This window comes from Polaribacter sp. Z014, assembly GCF_023555435.1.
Taxonomy (GTDB): Bacteria; Bacteroidota; Bacteroidia; order Flavobacteriales; family Flavobacteriaceae; genus Polaribacter.
Genome location: NZ_JALCZP010000028.1, coordinates 13,568 through 36,468, shown reverse-complemented (window position 1 = coordinate 36,468; position 22,901 = coordinate 13,568). Strand labels below are relative to the sequence as shown.

Annotated in this window: 21 protein-coding genes; 11 read left to right on the top strand and 10 right to left on the bottom strand. The window is 30.5% G+C overall.

Going from position 1 to position 22,901, the window contains the following annotated elements:
• Positions 1-499 precede the first annotated feature (499 nt).
• The 9 genes from MPF19_RS17445 to hemA form a co-directional block, all read right to left on the bottom strand.
• Entirely contained in the window at positions 500-2,134 is a 1,635-nt protein-coding gene (locus tag MPF19_RS17445) for a LuxR C-terminal-related transcriptional regulator (protein ID WP_249989552.1), read from the bottom strand.
• Between the two features lie 463 nt (positions 2,135-2,597).
• Positions 2,598-3,500: an oxygen-dependent coproporphyrinogen oxidase gene (gene hemF, locus MPF19_RS17440; RefSeq protein ID WP_249989550.1), complete on the bottom strand. Its 903-nt coding sequence runs from the start codon at positions 3,498-3,500 to the stop codon at positions 2,598-2,600.
• A complete protein-coding gene (locus tag MPF19_RS17435) occupies positions 3,497-4,075 on the bottom strand; it encodes a hypothetical protein (protein ID WP_203394577.1) in 579 nt (192 codons plus the stop codon). Before MPF19_RS17435 ends, hemF begins: the two co-directional genes overlap by 4 nt.
• 47 nt (positions 4,076-4,122) lie before the next feature.
• Complete coding sequence (locus MPF19_RS17430; RefSeq protein ID WP_249989548.1) at positions 4,123-4,869, bottom strand: EI24 domain-containing protein; 747 nt, start codon at positions 4,867-4,869, stop codon at positions 4,123-4,125.
• 135 nt (positions 4,870-5,004) lie between these two features.
• Complete coding sequence (gene hemE, locus MPF19_RS17425; RefSeq protein ID WP_203394575.1) at positions 5,005-6,033, bottom strand: uroporphyrinogen decarboxylase; 1,029 nt, start codon at positions 6,031-6,033, stop codon at positions 5,005-5,007.
• A 149-nt stretch (positions 6,034-6,182) separates the two neighbouring features.
• Positions 6,183-7,475 carry a glutamate-1-semialdehyde 2,1-aminomutase gene (gene hemL / locus MPF19_RS17420; RefSeq protein ID WP_249989547.1) on the bottom strand — a complete coding sequence of 431 codons (1,293 nt, stop codon included), beginning with the start codon at positions 7,473-7,475 and terminating at the stop codon, positions 6,183-6,185.
• A gap of 65 nt (positions 7,476-7,540) precedes the next feature.
• Positions 7,541-8,506 (bottom strand): porphobilinogen synthase, encoded by a 966-nt coding sequence (gene hemB, locus MPF19_RS17415; RefSeq protein ID WP_249989544.1) that lies wholly within the window; start codon positions 8,504-8,506, stop codon positions 7,541-7,543.
• A 164-nt stretch (positions 8,507-8,670) separates the two neighbouring features.
• Positions 8,671-10,263, bottom strand: a complete 1,593-nt coding sequence (gene hemC, locus MPF19_RS17410) for a hydroxymethylbilane synthase (protein WP_249989542.1) — start codon at positions 10,261-10,263, stop codon at positions 8,671-8,673.
• 11 nt (positions 10,264-10,274) lie between these two features.
• Entirely contained in the window at positions 10,275-11,510 is a 1,236-nt protein-coding gene (gene hemA / locus MPF19_RS17405) for a glutamyl-tRNA reductase (protein ID WP_249989540.1), read from the bottom strand.
• Positions 11,511-11,714: 204 nt separating this feature from the next.
• On the opposite strand from hemA, the gene MPF19_RS17400 reads away from it, so the two are divergent.
• The 5 genes from MPF19_RS17400 (at position 11,715) to MPF19_RS17380 (ending at position 15,656) form a co-directional block, all read left to right on the top strand.
• Positions 11,715-12,602, top strand: a complete 888-nt coding sequence (locus tag MPF19_RS17400; protein ID WP_203394570.1) for a helix-turn-helix transcriptional regulator — start codon at positions 11,715-11,717, stop codon at positions 12,600-12,602.
• 160 nt (positions 12,603-12,762) lie between these two features.
• Complete coding sequence (locus MPF19_RS17395) at positions 12,763-13,278, top strand: TrmH family RNA methyltransferase (RefSeq protein ID WP_203394569.1); 516 nt, start codon at positions 12,763-12,765, stop codon at positions 13,276-13,278.
• Between the two features lie 22 nt (positions 13,279-13,300).
• Positions 13,301-13,696: a VOC family protein gene (locus tag MPF19_RS17390; protein WP_203394568.1), complete on the top strand. Its 396-nt coding sequence runs from the start codon at positions 13,301-13,303 to the stop codon at positions 13,694-13,696.
• A 103-nt stretch (positions 13,697-13,799) separates the two neighbouring features.
• Positions 13,800-14,816, top strand: a complete 1,017-nt coding sequence (hemH, locus tag MPF19_RS17385) for a ferrochelatase (RefSeq protein ID WP_249989538.1) — start codon at positions 13,800-13,802, stop codon at positions 14,814-14,816.
• A 261-nt stretch (positions 14,817-15,077) separates the two neighbouring features.
• A complete protein-coding gene (locus tag MPF19_RS17380) occupies positions 15,078-15,656 on the top strand; it encodes a CopD family protein (protein WP_249989537.1) in 579 nt (192 codons plus the stop codon).
• A gap of 66 nt (positions 15,657-15,722) precedes the next feature.
• Here the strand turns inward: MPF19_RS17380 and recR are convergent, their stop codons facing one another.
• Positions 15,723-16,340 (bottom strand): recombination mediator RecR, encoded by a 618-nt coding sequence (gene recR / locus MPF19_RS17375; protein WP_203394565.1) that lies wholly within the window; start codon positions 16,338-16,340, stop codon positions 15,723-15,725.
• Between the two features lie 106 nt (positions 16,341-16,446).
• Between recR and MPF19_RS17370 the strand changes: the two genes are divergently transcribed.
• From MPF19_RS17370 to MPF19_RS17345, 6 genes are all read left to right on the top strand, one after another.
• Complete coding sequence (locus MPF19_RS17370; RefSeq protein WP_249989535.1) at positions 16,447-17,877, top strand: sodium:solute symporter; 1,431 nt, start codon at positions 16,447-16,449, stop codon at positions 17,875-17,877.
• 152 nt (positions 17,878-18,029) lie between these two features.
• Positions 18,030-19,217: a BaiN/RdsA family NAD(P)/FAD-dependent oxidoreductase gene (locus MPF19_RS17365; RefSeq protein WP_249989533.1), complete on the top strand. Its 1,188-nt coding sequence runs from the start codon at positions 18,030-18,032 to the stop codon at positions 19,215-19,217.
• Positions 19,218-19,285: 68 nt separating this feature from the next.
• Positions 19,286-19,933, top strand: a complete 648-nt coding sequence (pdxH, locus tag MPF19_RS17360) for a pyridoxamine 5'-phosphate oxidase (protein WP_249989532.1) — start codon at positions 19,286-19,288, stop codon at positions 19,931-19,933.
• 34 nt (positions 19,934-19,967) lie between these two features.
• Positions 19,968-20,456, top strand: coding sequence for a SixA phosphatase family protein (locus tag MPF19_RS17355; RefSeq protein WP_203394561.1), 489 nt, complete (start codon positions 19,968-19,970; stop codon positions 20,454-20,456).
• Between the two features lie 6 nt (positions 20,457-20,462).
• The gene (locus MPF19_RS17350) at positions 20,463-21,359 is read left to right on the top strand and encodes a Ppx/GppA phosphatase family protein (protein ID WP_203394560.1); all 897 of its coding nucleotides are present in this window, start codon (positions 20,463-20,465) and stop codon (positions 21,357-21,359) included.
• A gap of 121 nt (positions 21,360-21,480) precedes the next feature.
• Positions 21,481-22,581 (top strand): OmpA family protein, encoded by a 1,101-nt coding sequence (locus tag MPF19_RS17345; RefSeq protein ID WP_249989530.1) that lies wholly within the window; start codon positions 21,481-21,483, stop codon positions 22,579-22,581.
• Positions 22,582-22,901: the final 320 nt, after the last annotated feature.

The window sequence follows — 22,901 nt, the reverse complement described above, 5'->3', positions numbered from 1 at the left end:
TAAAAGAATCTAATGAAATTACAAAATAAAGACCAACCATTTTGTCCACATGAAAAATAAAGTGTAAAAAGACCAACCATTTTGTCCATTAGGCCAAAAGATACTATAAAAGGAATTATTTCTTATTCTAATTTGGTTGATCTATTTAACACAATCAAATTCTACATTATTATCATTCAAAGAAAGGCCGTAATTAGGCAAACCTTGCATTACCTCATTCTAATCTTTTCTCACTTTAAACTTATTAAGTTGATAAAAAATAAAAAGCAGCTTATAAACAAGCTGCTTTTTAAAATTTTTGAAAGTAGTAATTAAATCCTTTGGGGGATATTAGTCATTTTGGGGGGATAATTTAATTACCTATTCAAATATAAATTTTAAAATAAAAATTACTACAAAAAAAAGAGTCACAAAAAGTAATAGTATACTTTTTAAAAGGTAACAAAAAGTAACATAAAAAATACAAAAACCTATAATAGAATAATTTATAAATAAAAAACTATATTTCTAACTTTTTAATAAACACCTCTAATTCTGTATCTTTAGGCACATTCATCTTCTTTCTTATTCTATAGCGTGTCACTTTTATGGCATCTGGACTTGAATTTCTAATTGAAGCAATTTCTTTCACAGATAAATTTAACCTTAATAAAGAACATACTTCTCTTTCAGTTTTAGTAAGCTCCTTATAAGTAGTAATTAACATATTATCAAAACCATCATTAACAGCATCAATTTTATTTTTAAGTAAAGTTAATTTGCTGTCTGTTGTAATTTGTTGCTGAATTTTAAAAGATAAATCTTTAATATAATTTTTCACTTCAACTGAAGCCGCAGATTTCCTTTCGTTTTTAAGCTTTAATAAAAGTTGTTTTAAAAATTCTAACCTCATTGAATTATCTGCAACTAAGCTTTTTATTTCAACTTCTGATCGTTTAAACTTTTGCTGTAAAACTTCCTTTTTTATTTTCTCCTTCTCTAAATTCCCTTCGATTATTTGGTTCTTATTAACGGAATTTCTGTGATATAAAATAACCAGAGGAATACCTAATAATAAAAACACACCAATTATAATTAAGTACAACCTCTTTTCAAAAACTTGTTCTTGATTTAATATTTGTAAATTTTTCTTTTCTAATTTCAGCTTATTTTTAAGCTCTACTTCTTTAATTGTATTTGATAATTGTGATTTAATAATAGAATCTGAATAAACCTTATGTTTTTCTAGATACCTATAAGATTTCTCATAGTTTTTAAGCATAAAGTTAACTTTAGCAATTGAACTATAAGATTTTGATAATCTTAGTTTAAAATTATTTTCTTTTGCAACAATTAAAGCTGAGTCTAAATATTTATCAGCAGTTACATACTCGTTCAACTTACTATAAGCAGCAGCTAGATTATGATAATTGACTGTTATAAGTAGTTTATTATCTTCTTTTTTTGCAAATTTTAAAACTAACGTTCTAATAGCTATTACTTTTTTATATTTACCTTGTTTGTAATACGTATTAGACACATTATTATACACATTGTAAACCCTATCATCTCTATTTAATCTTTTAAAAATATCAAGAGATTTATTATAAAAATAAATTGACGAATCTAATTTTTTAAGCCTAGTATAGTAATTTCCTAAATGTAAATATCCTTTTCCTAATACTAACTCATCTTCTCCTACACTAAGTTTTAAACCTTTTTTGTAAAAGCTAAACTCTTTATCCATTTGATTTTTGTATCGATACACATATCCTATATCAAAATGAATAGAAGCAAAACGCTCAGTATCATTAGTATTTTCAAATATATCTTTTGCTTCATTAAAATACCTAAGACATGTACTTAAATTACCTCTATTTTTTTCTATAAACCCTAATTTAAATAAAGTTCTACCTTCCATAGTACTATTACTACCCTTAGCTAAAAGTAAAGCTTCCTTGAAGAAATATTCTGACTTAGTAACATTTTTAGAATAAAAATACTCTCCACATTCATATAAAAACTGAACTTTATCCTTATTCGTTTTTATAGATTTTACAATTTCTTTTTTTGAAATAAAAATAGAATCTAAATTCTGAGAGTTTGTTTTTAAACTAAAAAAGAATAAAAAAGTAAATATGACTTTGTAATACATTTATTATATCTTTATTATGTACGTCCTTAAAAATATTAGATATCAATTTATAAAAACGAAAGCAAAATACACTAACTAATGTTAATAAAAAACTCAATCTTTAGTATTTTTAAAAACAATAAGAAGTCTTTTCTCATCTGTAGTAAAATAAAATCTATCTTCTAAAGAATATTCTGCTGTTTTGATATTCGAAGCACACAAAATCCTCTCCTATAAAACCAATATAGATAACCACAAAACACTTATTTTAAAAAATTATCATAATCACAAAAATACTACTACAAAAAACATTTAATTTTAACATACATTAACAAAACAATATGATTATTGTCATATTGCTAAATATAGTTTTATCGTAAATTTGTAACATAAAACAAAAAGTATATGAGAAACAGCTAAATATAACATTTGAATTAATTAATATAAAAAAGCAGGAATATGATTCCTGCTTTTTTTATGATTATTAAACCCAATCCTTAGGATTCTTTAAAACATTTAAAAGTCTTTCTTCTTCAGAATTTTCATCGGGTTGGTGATTGTATTTCCATTGTACAATTGGTGGCAAACTCATTAGAATACTTTCTATTCTTCCATTTGTTTTTAAACCAAAAAGAGTTCCTCTGTCGTGTACTAAATTAAATTCTACATAGCGACCTCTACGTACTTCTTGCCAATCTTTTTGTGCTCTTGTAAAAGCTATATCTTTTCTTTTTTCAACAATTGGCACATAACTTTTTAAGAAACTATTTCCTACTTCTGTTACAAAGTTGAATCGATCTTCTATAGAAAACTCTGCTATTTCTTTTTGATAGTCAAAAAATAAACCTCCAATTCCACGAGCTTCATTTCTGTGAGCATTCCAAAAATATTCATCACAAACTTTTTTAAACTTCGGATAAAAACCTAAATCATGTTTGTCACATGCGTTTTTACAAACCTGATGAAAATGTGTAGCATCTTCGTCAAATAAATAATAGGGAGTTAAATCTTGTCCGCCTCCAAACCATTGGGTTACGATGTTCCCTGCATCATCGTACATTTCAAAATAACGCCAATTTGCATGCACCGTTGGTACAAAAGGATTTATTGGATGCAATACCAAACTTAAACCACAAGCAAAAAAGTTTCCTTCTTTTACTTTAAACTGGTTTCTTAACGCTTCTGGTAACTCTCCATGAACTGCCGAAATATTAACACCTCCTTTTTCAAAAACCGATCCATTTTCTATAACACGTGTTCTACCTCCACCGCCTTCTTCTCTTTCCCAAAGATCTTCTTTAAATTTAGCACCACCATCTATTGCGGCTAATTTAGAAGTAATTTGATCTTGTAAGTTTTCTATGTATTTATAAAATTGATCTTTCATTTAATTGCAATTTTAGTCATATTCATTGTTTTAGTGGTTAGCAATAGCGTTTCTAGTACAGCTAAAAAGCAGTAATAAAAAAACCCAAAACTAATAGCTGTATGAGGTCTTTCTACAAATTCTCCACTTGCTGATAAAGTATCAAAATACCCCGACGATTTTAAAAATTCTTGTGTTAGTCCTAATTCTCCAAAAACACCATCTGAAAAGAGAGTAATAATGATAAGTACAATATATAAAATTGCTGCCAAAACAGAAAATAGTACAGCTCTTACTCTAATTTCCAGACTCACATCTGAAAACGCAAAGCGCATTCTATTTAGGACAACTAGTAAGTATAATAGTATGATATCATTATTTTCCATTGTTGAAGAAAATCCCCAAGCAAATAAACCATAAATTGGAATTAAAATAAACAAAGAAATCTTTTTAGGCATCACTGCCATAAATACTCCAGAATGTACCATAACAAACTCAAAAGCCATTAAAATAGCCATTGAAGAAATTTTAGAAACATCTGAAACTTCTGGCTGAAACCAAATAACAGAAAATTGGTACGCTATAATAAGTTTCATTATTATACCTGCATACTCAAAAGGTTTATCGTATTTTTTTAAAAGATTCACTTACTATTTTCTGAATTTAATAACGCTACGGTTTTTACAGATGCCGCTGTTACAGAAAGTGGAAAAACTAGAATAATTCCTAAAACAGGAATTAACAAACACAGCATAAAAACAATTCCATTTCCAATAGCAAAACCTTTCTTTTTTCCAACAAAATTAACACTGTCTTTATAATTAAAATGTCTTTCTAAGGTATAATCCATATTACCAAAACCTGCGTAATAAGCTTGTACCAAAAATAATAAAGCGGTAAAACCGAATCCTATAATAGGTATAAAACTTAATAATAACAACGGAATTGTTAACAATAATTCTTTACCAATGTTTCTAAAACTAATTCTAATTCCTCTTACTAATTGTTCTTGAAAAGTAGTTTCTCTGTGATTGTGTTTTAAATCTCCATTGATATGGATTTCTATTTTTTCTGAAACAGGACTCATAAACGGCGCTGATAAAGCCATTACAATATGTTTGTACAATAAAAACCCAATAACCAAAACAAAGAGCCCTCCGATTACAGAGGTTATGGTTGTAAATGTTTCTTTTCCCCAATCCCAAATCCAAATTTTAGATATAAAGTGCCCAATATTATCTGACAAACCGTAGGACGTAAAACCTATAATTGTTGCTGTTACTAGACTTATAATTATTGGAATGGAAAAATATTTCCAAAGTTTTAGTTTAGATATTAAACCAAAAGCACCAACGTAGGCTTTTATTCCTGAAAGTATATTTTTAATCATTAGCGTTGGCTTGCGTTAGCGATTGAAGTGGCATCCTTTTTGCTTTTCGCAAAAAGATACAATATTTCGACTGCGCTCAATATAAACTTCAAGCGCGACCACACTTTTTTGTGTGGTAACGCCCAAATTATTTTTCTATGAAGCTTTATATTCTTTTACCGCATCTATAAATGCTTTTGCATTTTCTAACGGAATATTTGGTAAAATACCATGACCAAGGTTTACAACTAATCTGTCTTTACCAAACTCATTAATCATTTCATGCACCATTTTTTTGATGACTGCCGGAGGAGAAAATAATCTTGTAGGATCGAAATTACCTTGTAACGTAATTTTTCCTCCTGATAAATAACGAGCATTTCTAGCAGAACATGTCCAATCTACACCCAACGCAGCAGCGCCCGATTTAGACATTTCATTTAACGCAAACCAACAACCTTTACCAAAAGCAATTACCGGAGTACTCTCTTTTAAAGCATCGATTATTTGCTGCATATATTGCCAAGAAAATTCTTGATAATCTACCGGAGACAACATTCCTCCCCAAGAATCAAAAACCTGAACAGCATCTACTCCTGCTTCAACTTTTGCTTTTAAGTATGCAATGGTTGTATCTGTAATTTTTTGCAATAAAGAATGTGCTACCACAGGGTTTGTAAAACATAATTCTTTTGCTTTATCGAAGTTTTTAGAACCTTGTCCTTGTACACAATAACAAAGAATTGTCCAAGGTGAACCCGCAAAACCTATTAACGGCACTTCATCATTTAGCTTTTCTTTGGTTGCTTTAATAGCTTCCATTACGTAACCTAAAGTGTCTTGAATATCTGGAACAATTACTGAATCTAAATCTTTTTGAGTACGAATAGGATTTGGTAAATAAGGCCCGAAATCTGGTTTCATTTCCACATGAATATTCATTGCTTGTGGAATTACCAAAATATCTGAAAACAAAATTGCAGCATCCATTCCGAATCTACGAATTGGTTGCACAGTTATTTCTGATGCCAACTCTGGAGTTTGACAACGTGTAAAGAAATCATACTTTTTCTTGATTTCTTGAAATTCTGGTAAATATCTTCCTGCCTGACGCATCATCCAAACGGGCGGACGGTCTACAGTTTCTCCTTTTAAGGCTCTTAAAAATAAATCGTTTTTTATCATTATGTAGCTTTTTGCTATTCGCTTTTAGCTTTTGGCTTTGGCTTTTAGCTATTTTTGATTGTGTTAAACGCCATTGTGAATGTAATGAAGCAATCTAGAGTTATAAACAACAGATTAATTCGACTTTCTTCTTGGTAATGACGGTTTTTTTATTTCATTTTAGATACAGCTAACATTCCTGCATCAATTGCTTTACTAATTTTTTTAATATCCTTGTCTGATAAAGCTGATGATAAAAACCATGCTTCAAACTGACTTGGCGGTAAGAAAACTCCGTTTTTGATCATTTCCCAAAAGAAAACAGCAAATTGATCTGTATGAGACAATTGTGCTTCTACAAAGTTAGTAACCTCGCTATTTACAAAGAAAGGGCTTAACATAGAACCAAACCTATTTACTGTTAAAGGAACATTGTACTTTTTAGCTGTTTCTAATAAAATTACTTCTAGTATACTACCAATTTCTTCAAATTGTTTATAAGGGTTTTGCTTTTTTAACTCTGTTAAAGTTGCAATTCCGCCTGCCATTGCAATTGGATTTCCAGATAAAGTTCCTGCCTGATACATTCCGCCTAAAGGCGCAACTTCTTGCATAATTTCTTCTCTTGCTCCATATGCTCCTACAGGGAAACCTCCACCGATAACCTTACCTAAACAAGTAATATCTGCTTCTACACCCAATAATTCTTGCGCTCCACCAAATTTAGAACGGAAACCTGTCATTACTTCATCAACAATTAATAATGCTCCTTTAGATTCTAAGTATTTTTTTAATTCTACTAAGAAATTATCTTCAGGAACCACAACCCCCATATTACCCGCAATTGGTTCAATAATTACACCGGCAATATTATCTTCGTTTTCAAAGTGTTTTTTTACACTATCTAAATCATTATAATTAGAAATTAAGGTGTTTTTTACAGCGCCTTCTGGCACTCCTTTAGAGCCCGGTAAACTTAAAGTCATTAAACCAGAACCTGCCGCAACCAATAAAGCATCTTGATGCCCATGGTAACAACCTGCAAATTTTATAATTTTATCTTTTCCGGTAAATGCTCTTGCCAAACGGATTCCGCTTAAAACAGCTTCGGTACCAGAATTTACAAAACGAACCTTATCCATTCCTGGAAAAGCATCACAAACTATTTTTGCTAATTTGATTTCGTTTTCTGTTGATGCACCAAAAGAATATCCTTTTTTCAAAGCTTTTTCAACTGCTTTTTGCACTTTCTTATGTCTATGACCTAAAATCATTGGTCCGTAAGAAAGTACTAAATCTACATATTTATTACCATCTACATCTGTGATTTTACTCCCTTTTGCTTTTTTAATAAACAACGGATTACCACCTACAGATGAAAATGCTCTTACTGGAGAATTTACCGCTCCAACAAGATGTTTTAATCCTTTATTATATAATTTCTCTGATTTCTTGAATTCCATGTTTTTTAGCTTTTGGCTTTTGGCTTTTGGCTATTCGCAAAATGCTAACAGCTAAAACCGAAAGGCTATTTTTTTAATAATACTCTCGCTGCTTCTTTTGCAAAATACGTAATAATAATGTCTGCTCCTGCTCTTTTCATAGACAGTAAACTTTCCATCATTACTCTTTCGCCATCAATCCAACCTTTTTCTGCAGCAGCTTTTACCATTGCATATTCTCCACTTACATTATAACATGCAATCGGACGATCGAAACTGTTTTTTAAATCTCTAATGATGTCTAAGTATGATAAAGCTGGTTTTACCATTAAAATATCTGCTCCTTCTTGATCATCAAAAGTAGCTTCTCGCATCCCTTCATCTCTGTTAGATGGATCCATTTGATAGGTTCTTCTATCTCCAAAAGTAGGTGCAGAATCTGCAGCATCTCTAAAAGGCCCATAAAAAGCAGATGCATATTTTACAGAATATGCCATAATTGGTAAGTTTACAAAACCTGTATTGTCTAAAGACTGACGAATCATATCAATCGTTCCATCCATCATACCAGATGGTGCAACCATATCTACACCTGCTTTTGCATGCGAAATAACTTGCTTGGCAATGTTTACTAACGTAGCATCATTGTCAACATCATTATCATGTATAATTCCACAATGACCGTGAGAAGTATATTCGCAAAAACAAACATCTGTAATTACATATAAGCCTGGGTAATTTTTCTTGATAAAACGAATTGCTTGTTGCATAATTCCGTTATCATTCCAAGTTTCGGTTCCTTCATCATCTTTTGTAGATGGAATTCCGAATAACAAAACGGCAGGAATATTTAATTCAACCACCTCGTCTAATTCTTTAGAAATTCGATCTAAAGAAAAACGTTTGATTCCTGGCATAGAAACAATTTCTGTTTCTATATTTTCTCCTTCTTCAATAAAAAGTGGATAGATAAAATCATCTACAGATAATTTAGTTTCTCTAACTAATCTTCTAATTCCTTCTGATTTTCTTAATCTTCTTGTACGAAACATTCCTCTATTTTTTCTCCTTCAAGATTTCAAAAAACCTTTCAGGATGTTTGTAAACTTGTTATTGGCGTTAAGAGTTTCCTCCGTTCTAATATCTTCGGATATTCTTAACCTTTTTTCTTTTTCGAAAAAAGATACAATGAAAGCCTGTTAAAACGTCCAAATAATTATCTTGAGTAATACAAATTTACCAATTCTAGAACACTATCTACACTAGGTAAGTTTGCAACTTCAACTTTATCAAAATATTTTCTAGCTTCTTTTGCTGTTGTTTCTCCAATACAGAACGCAACCCTATCCGGATTATTTTCTTCTAAATAACTTTCTATACCAGACGGACTATAAAATAAAACGCCAGAAACTTCATCATCTATTTTTTCTGAACTTAACATCGTTTTATAAACCTCAACTTCATTTACAGTAATATCACGTGCTTGCAAAGAAGCTGGTAAAACATCTAATCTTACATTACTACAAAAATAAGTTACATTTTTAGTTTCTAATTCAGCCGCTAAATATTCTGCCAATTTCTGAGCATTTTTAGCAGCATGAGCAACTTTACCAATTCTATTTTCAATTAGTTTTTTTGTTCTTCTACCAACACAATAGATATTCTTAAAATTCATTTCATCTCTTGTAAAAGAATTTAAAAGCGCTTCTACTCCATTCTGACTCGTGATAACAACGTTTTCAATTTCGTTTTTCATCACCTTTGGTGGAATTCTATTAAAACGAATTTTAATAAAATCGCTGTCTTTTATACCAATTGTATCCGATAAAATTTCTTTCTGTAGTTCCGATAATTTTTTAGTAGAATAGATATTTTGTAATGGTGCTACAGCTTCTTCGGCATCTTCTGCCATTAACTCTTTTCCACCTTTATTAATTACATAATCTGCACAATCCTTAGCCAAATAACGATGGCTTCCTAATTTTGCATTTTTAGTAACCGTAATTTTTTTAGTACCGTCTTTTTTTAATAAAACACCTTTAAAAACAACCTCTTCAGTTCTTGCATCTACATAAGCCAAAGCGCCTATTGGTGCAGAACAACCTCCTTCTAAAAGTTTTAAAAACTCTCTTTCTACTCCAACACAAACCTTGGTTTCGTAGTGGTTTAATTGCTCACAAGCATCTTTTACAAAATCGTCTTTTTCTAAACAAGCAACCATAATTGCTCCTTGTGCGGGTGCAGGAATCATCCATGTTAACGGAATTGCTTCTGCATCTCTTAAGCCTAATCTTTCTAATCCTGCGGCAGCAAAAATGGCTCCGTTCCAAGTTTCACTATTCTCTAATTTTTCTAAACGAGTATTTACATTTCCACGTAAATCTTCTACTTTGTGCGTTGGATAACGGTCTAACCACATTGCTTTTCTACGTAGACTTCCTGTTGCAATAACACCATTTGGTTGTCCAAAAAACTCTTCGTTATCTTTTAAAACCAACAAATCTATATAATCTGCACGTTTTAAAACAGCAGCTTGTATAATTCCTTCAGGTAAAACAGTAGGAACATCTTTTAAAGAATGTACAGCAATATCAATATCACCATTTAACATGGCAACATCTAAATTTTTAGTAAAAACACCGGTAATACCTAATTCATATAAAGGTTTGTCTAAAACAATATCCCCCAAAGATTTTATTGGTACTAACTCTGACTCATAGCCTAATTCCGTTAATTCTTTACGTACTTTATTAGCTTGCCAAAGAGCCAATTGGCTATCGCGAGTTCCTATTCTTATTATTTTCTGCATGGAGTTTTTTATTAAGATTTAAAAACCTTATTAATTACTTGGAGGCTTTGCGAAACAGATGTTTCTTCATCTTTTAAATGTTTCACAAATTGGGTAGTTATTTTTTGAATAAAACGTGACGTTAAAATTTCGGCTTGATTTTCATCAAAACCTACAATTTTTTTCTTCTGAAAATTAATTTCGTCGCTTGTAATATTTTCTAATGATTTCTTTAAAGCAGCAATGGCAGGTGTAAATCTTCTGTGATTTAACCATTCATTAAACTCTGCTTTATGCGTTTCTATAATTGCTTCTGCATACGGCACTTCTTGTTGACGAACCGCTAAAGTTTCATCTGTAATTTTAGAAAGCTCATCTACATTTACTAAAGAAATACCTTCTAAATACGTAACTTCTTTGGCTACATTTTCTGGCATTGATAAATCTAAAATAAGTAACTCTTTATTTTTAGAAATGTGTTCTTTGGTTATCGTAGGCTTATCTGCACCGGTAGAAACAATTAAAACATCTGCTTTTTCTATTTCTTCTGATAAATTCTCTATCAAAGACTTTCTAATAGACGCATGTTCTTTTACAAATTCAGCAGCTTTTTCTTCTGTTCTATTGATTAAACAAATTTGTTTATTTTTAGTATATTCTGCTAAATTTTTACACGTATGTTTTCCCATTTTACCCAAACCAAAAACTAAAATATTTTTAGAATTATAATCGGGTAAATTTTTAATGATATACTGCACAGCCGCATAAGAAACAGAAGTAGTACCAGAACTTAACCTTGTTTCGTTCTTTACGCGTTTACTTGCCTGTAAAACACTATTTATTAATCTTTCTATGTATGCGTTTGTTGTATTGTTTTTTTGAGCTAATTTAAAAGATTGTCTTAATTGACCTACAATTTCGTAGTCTCCCAAAATCTGACTTTCTAATCCGGTACCAATTCTAAATAATTGCTGTATGGCTTCTTGGTTTTTATAAACATTAGAAACTTTTGCAAATTCTTGAATTGTTCCTTCAGAAAATTCACACAATAATTCTATTAATTGACAAGGTCTTTCTGCAAAACCACTAATCTCGGTTCTATTACAAGTAGATATAATAAAAATCCCTTTATAGCCTCTCTCTTTAGAAAGTTGTAACAACGAGGTTTGATTTTCTTTGGATAAAGAAAATTTTCCGCGCGTTTTAGCATCTGCCTTTTTGTAACTAACGCCAATATTATAAAAGTGCTCTTGCCTGTGCTCTTGCATATAATTCTTAAAGTTGGACAAAAGTATAAACTTCAATTAGAAAAAAATGTCGCTTAAAGGACTTTTTATAACGTTATATGTTTTTTACTTCATTTTTATTTATAAAACATCTGAAAAGCATTACTTTTGCTAAAGAATTGAGTTTTTGCTTATTTTTATATAGAATCATTCTAAATAAAATAATTGAAACTAAAAAGATAACTTATGTTCAAAAATGTCGGAGAAAGTACTTTTGAAGAAATTACTTTAGAAAAAGGTTTTTATGTGCTTCATTTTCAGAACGAAAGTAATAAAATTGAAAGTTTTGAACGCAAAATTAATAACGCTTTTATACAGATTCATTTTTGTTTAAGAGGAAAATCTAAATTTTTATTTAATAATGGCACGTATTCGTTTGATGTATTAGACAATAGAGCCATTTTATTATACAATCCGCAAGGTGTTTTGCCTATCAACTTAGAAATTCAACCTAAAACCACCTTGGTTTCACTATTAATTTCTATTGAAAAATTTCACGCTTTATTCTCTAAAGAATCCGGTTACATTCCTTTTTTAAGTGATGAGAATAGTAACAAAAAATATTATGATGATACAGAAATAAAACATTCTGTATCAATTGTACTACAACAAATTATCAATTCTAAAACAAACAGTTCTATTAGAGACTTGTATGTTAGAGGAAAAGTATATGAACTATTAAGTCTTCATTTTCAAAAAGAAGAAAATCCTGAAGGTGAATTTTGTCCCTTTTTAGTTGATGAACAAAACGTCTTAAAAATTAGAAACGCCAAAGAAATTATTATTGCTAGAATGGCAGAACCACCAAGTTTACAAGAATTAGCAAACGAAATTGGTTTAAATATTAAAAAATTAAAAGAAGGGTTTAAACAAATTTATGGAGATACGGTTTATAGTTTTCTGCTAGATTATAAAATGGAATATGCTAGAAAATTATTAGAAAGCAATCAATTTAATGTAAATGAAGTGGGTGTAAAAGTAGGTTACAGCACGTCGAGTCATTTTATTGCAGCTTTTAAAAAGAAATTTGGCACAACCCCAAAGAAACATACACAAAGTATAAACCAATCCTAACCTTAGCCCATCTTAATCTTCCTAAAGGGAAGAAACTGTTAAGGAAATAGAATGGTAAAAAGAGCACTAAAAGTATTTTTAATTTTAGTTTGAAGAAAATTTATAATAAAAGAAGAAGTAATTAAGTATGAGTTTCCCCTGAGGGAAATAAAAGAGGCTAATGGAACAACTAACACATTACGACATAGAAAACAATCAAAAGCAATTTCCTATAACAATTGTTTGCGATGCAATTAGAACCCCAGAAAACATAGGAATGTGTTTTCGAATTTCTGAAAGTTTTGGTGTACAAAAAATTTATTTTCATGAGAACTCACCTTCTACAGAAAACAGAATTGTAAAAAAGACGGCAAGAAATACGGTAAATCAAATAGAACATGAAGTTTACAACGATTTTGACAAACTTATAACTGATTTAAAACAAGACGGAAATACCATTATTGGAATAGAAATTACTGATAAAAGTATCGATATTCAAGATTTTAATTTTAAAAATTCTGAAAAAATCGTTTTACTTTTGGGAAGTGAAAGAAATGGTATTGAAAACATTAATTTAGTGGATGCAACGGTAGCAATACCAATGTATGGTAGAAACTCTAGTATGAATGTTATACATAGTTTGGCAATTACGCTGTATGAAGTAACCAATCAGTTGGCAGTAAGCAGTAAGCAGTAAGCAGTAAGCAGTAAGCAAAAAAATGAAATTAGATAGAACTGGCATCGTTTTATATACGATTAATTATAAATCTTGTATAAATTTTTATGAGAACATCTTAAATTTGCAAAAAATGTTTGAAGGTGAAAATTTGACTTGTTTTGAGTTTGGAAATGCTTATCTAATGATAGAGTTAGATGATGAATACAAAGGCATTGAAACAAAAAATGAAAGATTTAAAACATGTTTAAGATTAAATGTATCTAACGTAAAAGAGGTTGCAGATAATTTAATTTTAAATAATATAAAAGTAGATTATAAAGAACATTCTTGGGGAACCATAGCCAAATTTCAAGATCCGGATGGGAATTTATGTGCTTTTAAGGATAGCGAAAAATTTGAAAAACAAATTACTGAATACACATTAACAAAACCATAAATTCTGAAACCAATTCAGAATAACAAAAAATAATTAAATTAACAAAAGTCCATTTTTTCAACCTTAAAAACTTTGAAACTTTGAAACTTTGAAACTTTTTTAAATGAAAGGAATATTACTAAACAATTTAGGATCTCCAGATTCTACAGACACCAAAGATGTAAAAAAATATTTAGGTGAATTTTTAATGGATGAACGTGTAATTGACATTCCGTATTGGAAACGTTGGCTACTTATAAACGGAATCATCTTAAATACACGTCCTAAAAAGTCTGGTGCCGCTTACAAAAAAATTTGGTGGAAAGAAGGTTCTCCCCTAGTTGTAATATCTCAAAGATTTACAGATAAACTTGTAAAAAAGGTAGACTTACCTGTTGCTTTGGCAATGCGTTACGGTTCTATGACTATGGAAAACGGAATAAAAGAATTGGTAGATAAAGGTGTTACAGAAATATTTTTAGCGCCCTTATATCCGCATTACGCAATGTCATCTTACGAGACTGTAGTTGTAAAAGCAGAACAAATTATCGCTGAGAAATATCCGCAAGTAAAATTAGACGTTTTACCAGCATTTTATAACGAGCCAGATTATATAAAAGCAATGAGTAACAACATTGCCAATCATTTAAAAGGGTTTGATTATGATCATATTTTATTCTCATATCATGGTATTCCAGAGCGTCATATTCTAAAATCTGATGTTACTAAAAACCACTGTAAAATAGACGGCTCTTGTTGCGAGCGTAATTCTGTAGCACACCATACCTGTTACAGACATCAATGTTTTGAAACCACTAAAGAAATTGCTAAAACCTTAAACTTAAAAGAAGGAACGTATAGCAATTCTTTTCAATCTCGTTTATTAAAAGATCCTTGGTTAAAACCTTATACAGATTTCGAATTAGAGAAATTCCCATCCGAAGGTAAAAAGAAACTTGCCGTAATTACCCCTGCATTTGTAGCCGATTGTTTAGAAACGCTAGAGGAAATCGCCATGGAAGGAAAAGATGAATTCTTAAAATTTGGAGGTACAGATTACAAACACATACCTTGTATGAATGATAATGATGATTGGGTAGATGTGATGGTAAAATGGATTAACAACTGGAAAGATAAGTAAATAGTTTTCAGTTGCAGTTTATAGTCGTCAACTGAAATTTATCAAAATTATTAGAAGCTATTTCCTGCTTTCCATTATATCTTTTTATTTCTGTCATTGCGAAGTTTACTTTTTTGTAAACTGTGGCAATCTCATAATTAGAAACAGATTGCTTCGTTCCTCGCAATGACGCATATTTAAAAACAATAAAAAGGATGCCATTTCAATCAGGGCTAAACATATTTGCAGACTAAAAGCATCAATTAAAACTAAATACATTTTATGGACTTTCTATACGTAAAAGCATTACATATTATTTTTGTAGTAACTTGGTTTGCTGGTTTATTTTACATTATTCGCTTATTCATCTATCATATAGAAGCAGAGAAAAAACCAGAACCTGCAAAAGAAATTTTACAAACTCAATACAAATTAATGAGTAAAAGATTGTGGTACATGATTACGTGGCCTTCCGCAATTTTAGCAAGTGTTTTTGCTTTTTGGATGTTGTATCAAAATCCGTATTTCTTAAAAATGCCTTGGATGCATGTAAAATTAGCATTTGTTTTAGCGCTATACTTTTACCATTATTCTTGTCAGAGAATTTACAAGCAATTACAAAATGATGTAATAAAATATACTGCTTTTCAACTTAGAATATGGAACGAGGTTGCAACCATTATCCTATTTGCAGTAGTATTTTTAGTTACACTACAATCTGCCATTAATTGGATATGGGGCGTTGTAGGAATCATCCTTTTTGGAGTATTATTAATGTTAGGAATTAGACTCTACAAAAAAATTAGAGCCAAAAAATCTTGGGAAAAAGCTGAGAGAGAGGTTTTGGGAGATAAAAAGTAAGCAGTCTTCAGTTAGCAGTCTCAGTTCAACACTGTTGACTGCATACTGCCAACTGAATACTAATATTTAACTTCTTATACTCTGTTCAAACGGAATTCTATTTACAATAGATCTACCTAAAGTAACCTCATCTGCATACTCTAATTCATCACCCACAGAAATTCCACGAGCAATTGTAGAAGTTGTAATTTCAAATTTTTCTATTTGTTTAAAAATATAGAAGTTGGTCGTATCTCCTTCCATCGTAGAACTTAACGCAAAAATCAATTCTTTTACTTCGCCACTTTCTACTTTTCTAATTAAACTTTCTATTTGTAAATTCTGAGGACCAATACCTTCAATCGGAGAAATTTTACCTCCTAAAACATGGTACAATCCATTAAATTGAGACGTACTTTCTATAGCCATTACATCTCTAATATCTTCTACCACACAAACAATTTCTGGATTTCTTTTTACATTATTGCAAATATCACACAATTCCGTATCCGAAATATTATGACATTTTTCACAAGTTTTTACATCATTTCTTAAGTGTAACAATGCCTCAGATAAAAACTTAGTATTATCAGAAGGTTGTTTTAATAAATGCAATACCAAACGCAATGCCGTTCTCTTACCAATTCCTGGTAAACGAGACACCTCATTTACTGCATTTTCTAAAAGTTTTGATGAAAAATCCATAGCTAGCAAAATTACGAATTATCAATTATCAATTACGAAATAATACATTAAAAATTTAAAAAAGTATATCTTCGTATTTGTTAAATCGTAATTCGTAATTTACCAAATGCAACCACTTTATATACTCCTTTTAATAGTCGCTTATTTTACTGTTTTAATAGGCATTTCTTACATCACCGGAAAATCTGCCGACAATAAAACCTTTTTTAAAGCAAACAATTCTTCACCGTGGTACTTAGTAGCTTTTGGTATGATTGGCGCTTCTCTTTCTGGAGTTACTTTTATTTCGGTTCCTGGTTGGATAGAAACCGACTCTATGAGCTATTTTCAAATGGTTTTAGGGTATGTTGTTGGATATGCAATTATTGGCTTGGTATTACTGCCACTCTATTACAAACTAAATTTAACCTCCATTTACACCTATTTACAAGATCGTTTTGGTAACTATTCTTACAAAACAGGTGCAAGTTTCTTTTTACTTTCTAGAATAGTTGGTGCTGCTTTCAGACTTTTTTTAGTGGCAAATGTTTTACAAGCAATCTTGTTCGACGCCTATGGAGTTCCGTTTTGGGTAACCGTTTCCATCACCATTCTATTAATTTGGCTATACACTTTTAAAGGAGGTATAAAAACCATTGTTTGGACAGATACTTTACAAACCTTATTTATGTTGATTGCTGTAGGTGTTTGTATTTATACCATTTCTAGCGAAATGAAAATTGACAACCTTTTTACCTACGTTGCCGATAGCGAATTGTCTAAAACATTCTTTTTTGAAGATGTAAAAGCCGGAAATTATTTCTGGAAACAATTTTTAGCTGGTGCTTTTATTGCCGTTGTTATGACTGGTTTAGACCAAGATATGATGCAAAAAAACCTAACCTGTAGAAACTTAAAAGACGCACAAAAAAACATGTTTTGGTTTACCATTGTGTTGGTAATCGTCAACTTTTTCTTTTTAGCATTGGGTGTTTTATTAACCGATTATGCCCAACAAAATGGTATCGATGCTCACAAAGACCAACTCTTCCCAATCATTGCAACGCAAGGAAATTTAGGTTTAGCTACTGCCCTTTTCTTCTTACTAGGTTTAATTGCTGCGGCCTATTCTAGTGCAGATTCTGCCTTAACCTCTTTAACCACTTCTTTTAGTATTGATATTTTAGAAATTGATAAAAAGAAAGATAAAAACGAACAAGAAAAAATTAGAAAGAAAATTCATATTATTTTCTCTTTGGTATTGATAGCTACGATCCTTGTTTTTAAATATTTTATTGCGGATGCAAGTGTTATTGCAAAAATATTCACATTTGCGGGTTATACATACGGACCTTTATTAGGTTTATATGCTTTTGGAATGTTTACAAAATTAAAAGTAAAAGATAAATTGGTACCTGCTATATGTTTAATTGCTCCGGTTCTTACTTATATGATTAGTTATTATTCGAAAGAAAAACTTGGTTTCGATTTTGGCTTTTTTGTATTGATTTTAAACGGCTTTTTAACCTTTATTGGATTGTATTTAGCGAAGAAGTAATTAGGGTTTGTTTCTAAGCTTATTTTCGAATAACTTCGCTAACTTTTGATATTAAACATTAAAACGTTCGATATCAATTTAGTTATCGAATTCAATAAAAAACCACTTAAACCTTAAAAAAACAAGCATATATCATTTTATAAATGAATAACATGAAAAAATCAATTTCCATCATTGGCTCCGGACCTTCCGCCCTACTTTTAGCAGCTTTTTTAGATACTACAAAGTTTGAGGTTACTATTTATGAAAAAAATAAAACTGCGGGTAGAAAACTATTAGTTGCAGGAAAAGGAGGTTTTAACCTTACACATTCAGAATCCATTCTAGATTTTATTGAACGTTATACGCCTACCAATTTTTTAAAAGATGCTTTATTAAGTTTTACCAATGATGATTTTAGAAATTGGCTACAATCTATAGGAATCCCTACCTATATTGGTAGTAGTAAAAGGATTTATCCAGAAGAAGGCATAAAACCAATCACTGTTATCAATACTATTTTAAATCATTTAAAAGAAAAAGGAATCGTTTTTAAATATGAACATACTTTTTCGGGTTGGAATGCAGAAAATAATCTCATCATTAATAATGCAATTATTCCGTCTGATTATACCGTTTTTTCTTTAGGAGGCGCAAGTTGGAAAATTACAGGCTCTGATGGTAGCTGGTTAGAAACGTTTCAAGAAAAAGGTGTAAATACCGCTCCGTTTGAAGCTTCAAATTGTGCATTTAAAATTGATTGGAATCCGGATTTCATCACCCAAAACGAAGGAACTCCATTAAAAAATATAACCATTACATGTGCAGATAAAAAACAAAAAGGAGAAGCTGTAATTACTAAATTCGGATTGGAAGGAAATGCCATTTACGCTTTGAGTCCGCAAATTAGAGCGCAACTAAAAACCGAAGAAAAAGCAACAATTTACATCGATTTTAAACCCACTTTCACTTTAGAGCAAGTTACATCTAAAATGGTAAATTCAAACTTTAAAAATACTACACAAACTTTAAAAAAAGGATTAAAGTTAAGTAATTCTGAAATTGATTTACTTAAAATTCATCTTTCTAAAGAAACTTATTTAGATTCAGAAATTTTATCAAAATACATTAAAAATTTTCCTTTAGAAATTACAGGTTTAGGAAAGTTAAACGCAGCTATTTCTAGTGTTGGCGGAATTGATTTGAATGCTATGGACACTCATTTTCAATTAGATAAAATTCCGAATCAATACTGTATTGGAGAAATGGTAAATTGGGATGCACCTACTGGAGGCTATTTAATACAAGCATGTGCAAGTTCTGGAGTTTATTTAGCAAAACATTTAAATGAAATTGATTAAAAAAGGGGGTTTTAGAATGTTTGTACTCTTAAAATAATCCCTATTTTTACTTAATAGAAATTAGAAGAATGTCAAAAGATTTAAGTAATTACAGAAAATCCTACGAAAAACAAGAACTTTTAGAAAGCACTTGTCCAGAAAACCCCATGGAGTTATTTCAAACTTGGTTTATCAATGCTGATAACTCTAATATGGTTGATGAAAGTAACGCCATGACCGTTTCATCAATTGGTTTAGATGGTTTCCCAAAAAGCAGAGTTGTTTTATTAAAAAAGTTTACTTGGGAAGGTTTTATCTTTTACACCAATTACAATTCAGAAAAAGGAAAAGCTATTGCCGCCAACAACAATATCTGTTTATCTTTCTTTTGGCCTGGGTTAGAACAGCAAATTATTATTAAAGGAAACGCAGAAATCTTAGCAGAAAACTTATCTGACGGTTACTTTGAATCGAGACCAGACGGAAGTAAATTAGGTGCTTGGGCATCTAACCAAAGTGAGATTGTTTCTTCTAGAGAAGAATTAGATACACTTTTAAAAACTTTTGAAAAAAAGTTTGAGGGAGAAGAAATTATTAGACCAAAGCATTGGGGTGGCTATATAGTGAAACCTATTTCTATAGAATTTTGGCAAGGGAGACCCAATAGAATGCACGATAGAATAAGATATACGTTAGAAGAAGATTTTTCTTGGAAAAAAGAAAGATTAGCGCCATAAATTTTTATATTTACAACTCAACAATTAAAATTGAATGAAAACTTTATACATTGTTAGACATGCAAAATCTTCTTGGGAATACTCAGGAATAGAAGATATTGACAGGCCTCTAAAAAAACGCGGAATAAAAGACGCACATTTAATGTCTAAATTCTTAGCAAAAGAAATAAAAAGACCAGACGTTTTTGTATCTAGTAGTGCTAACAGAGCCTTACATACAGCTATTATTTTTTGCGAAAATTTCGAATTTCCTTTATCTAACCTACAAGTAAAAAGGCAGCTATATAGCTTTAGTGATGGTTATTTGGTAAAAACAGTCAATGCTTTAGATGATGGTTTTAATTCTGCTATTATTTTTAGTCATGATCATGGTATTAATACCTTTGTAAATAAGTTTGGTAACAAACCTATTTCTCACGTATCAACTTGTGGGGTTGTCGGCATTCAATTTGAAGATAAACATTGGAAAAACTTAAAAAAAGGGAAAACGTTTATGATAGAGTTCCCTAAAAACCATAAATAAAATAGTTTGTTAGAAATAAAAAAATATGGTGCTATAGATATTGGTTCAAATGCAATTAGATTGTTAATATCCAATGTTATAGTATCTGAAGACAAAGAGCCTCAGTTTAAAAAATCTTCTTTAGTACGTGTGCCAATTCGTTTAGGTGCAGATGCTTTTGTTGGTGGAATTATCAGTGAGAAAAACACAACCAGAATGATAAATGCTATGGAAGCATTTAAATTATTAATGGATGTAAATGGTGTAGAAAGATATAAAGCCTGTGCAACATCTGCTATGAGAGAAGCAGAAAACGGTAAAGAAGTTGTTGATAAAATTTTTAAAGAAACAGGTGTAAAAATTGATATAATTGGAGGTAAAGAAGAAGCCGCTATTATTTCATCTACAGATCTAAATCAATTAATAGAAGGAAGTAATTCTTACGTATATGTTGATGTTGGTGGTGGTAGTACAGAATTCACCATATTTTCTGAAGGTAAAATTATTACTTCAAAATCTTTTAAAATGGGTACAGTACGTTTGCTAAGCAACAAAAAAGCTGTAAACAAAGAAATTTTTGCCAATGTAGAAAAATGGATAAAGAAAAATACTAAAGATTTAAAAAAGGTATCCTTAATTGGTTCTGGAGGTAACATTAATAAGTTATTTAAAATGTCTGGACGTACAGAAGGAAAACCAATTTCTTATATTTATTTAAATGCTCAATATCAATTTTTAAAACAAATGACTTATGATGAGCGTATTTCTGAGTTAAGTTTAAACCCAGATAGAGCTGATGTTATTATACCAGCAACCAAAATTTACTTGTCTGCTATGAAGTGGAGTGGTGCAAGAAAAATTTATGTTCCAAAAATTGGACTATCAGATGGTATTATTAAAAGCCTCTTTTACAATAAAATATAAATAGTTTTTATATTATTTTATGATTTCTTTAACATATTTTGTATTTTTGTTATCAAATTATGTGACTTACTAAAAAAACAGGGGTCATACAAGAGAACTAAAAAATCAAAACAAGTTTATTATGAAAAAAATTTTACTAAGTGCTACGCTATTAATGTTTGGAGCAACAGCTTTTGCTCAAGACTTACCAACAAATCCAGAACCAGGAAAATGTTACGTACGTTGTAAAACTCCAGAAGTATGGAAAAACGAAGATGTAACTATTGAAATAGCTCCGGCTTACAAAAAAATTGTAACGCATCCTGCAGAATACAATACAGTAACCGAAAGAGTTTTAATTAAAGAAGCTGGAAAACGTTTAGCTATTGTTCCTGCAGTATGGGAAGACAAAACTGTTAGCTATAGAGCTAAAGAAGATGCAAATAAATTAAGAGTAATTAATGCAACATTTAATCCAGATTCTCAAACAATAGAGACTAAAGCAGCTTCTGCTAACTGGGAAATGAGTGAAAAAGCTCCTGATTGTGAATCTAGCGATCCTAACGATTGTAGATACTGGTGTTATAAACCAGTTCCTGCACAATATGTTACTATTCCTTTAACTACATTAGACAGAGACGCAAGTACAGTATCTGATAAAGTTCCTGGATATGATAAAACATATACTACTAAAGTAATGGTTAAAGGACCTACAACTTCATCTATTGAAATTCCTGCAGTTTATGGAAGTATCAATAAAACAGTTTTAGTTAAAGATGCATGGCAAGAAGAAGTTACTGTTGCTGCTAAATACAAAACTGTAACAAAAGAAATCTTAGTTAACAAAGGTGGATTAACAACTTGGAAAGTAGTTGAATGTTCATTAGTTAACAACACTATTTTACCTATTAACTGGAATTTAGGAAGCGCTACTTTAACTTCAGCTGCTAAAGGAATTATTGATACTAGATTATTACCTGTATTAAAAACTGGTGTATCTGTAGCTTTAGAGTCTCATACAGATTCAAGAGGAACAAAAGAAAACAACCAAAATTTATCTGAAAGAAGAGCTCAAGCGGTTACAAACTATTTAATTTCTAAAGGTGTAAACCCAAGTAAATTAACTGGTAACGGTTTTGGAGAGTCTAAATTAACTAACAGATGTTCTGATGGAGTTTCTTGTACAGAAGCACAACACAGAGCTAACAGAAGAACTACTTTTAGAGTAGTAAATGAAAAATAATTATACCTCTAAGTAAATTAGAGCATTAATATAAAACCGAAGCTATTAGCTTCGGTTTTTTTTATTTAATACTGCTGCTATTTTAGTTTATTTAATATTCATTAATAAAACAACATCTCTACAATTTAAAAACACTTCTTATTAAAAAAAATAAGCACAAGTTTCTCTTTCTAAAATTTTATATAGATCAAGAAAGAACAAAGTAACTTATGATAGTGCATTAGAGAGGTAAAATACAAGTTTTAAGACTCTCTCTAATTAATAATGAAGAATTGCCAACAATAAGAAAAAACCATAGAATAACTGTATTACTCCAATGC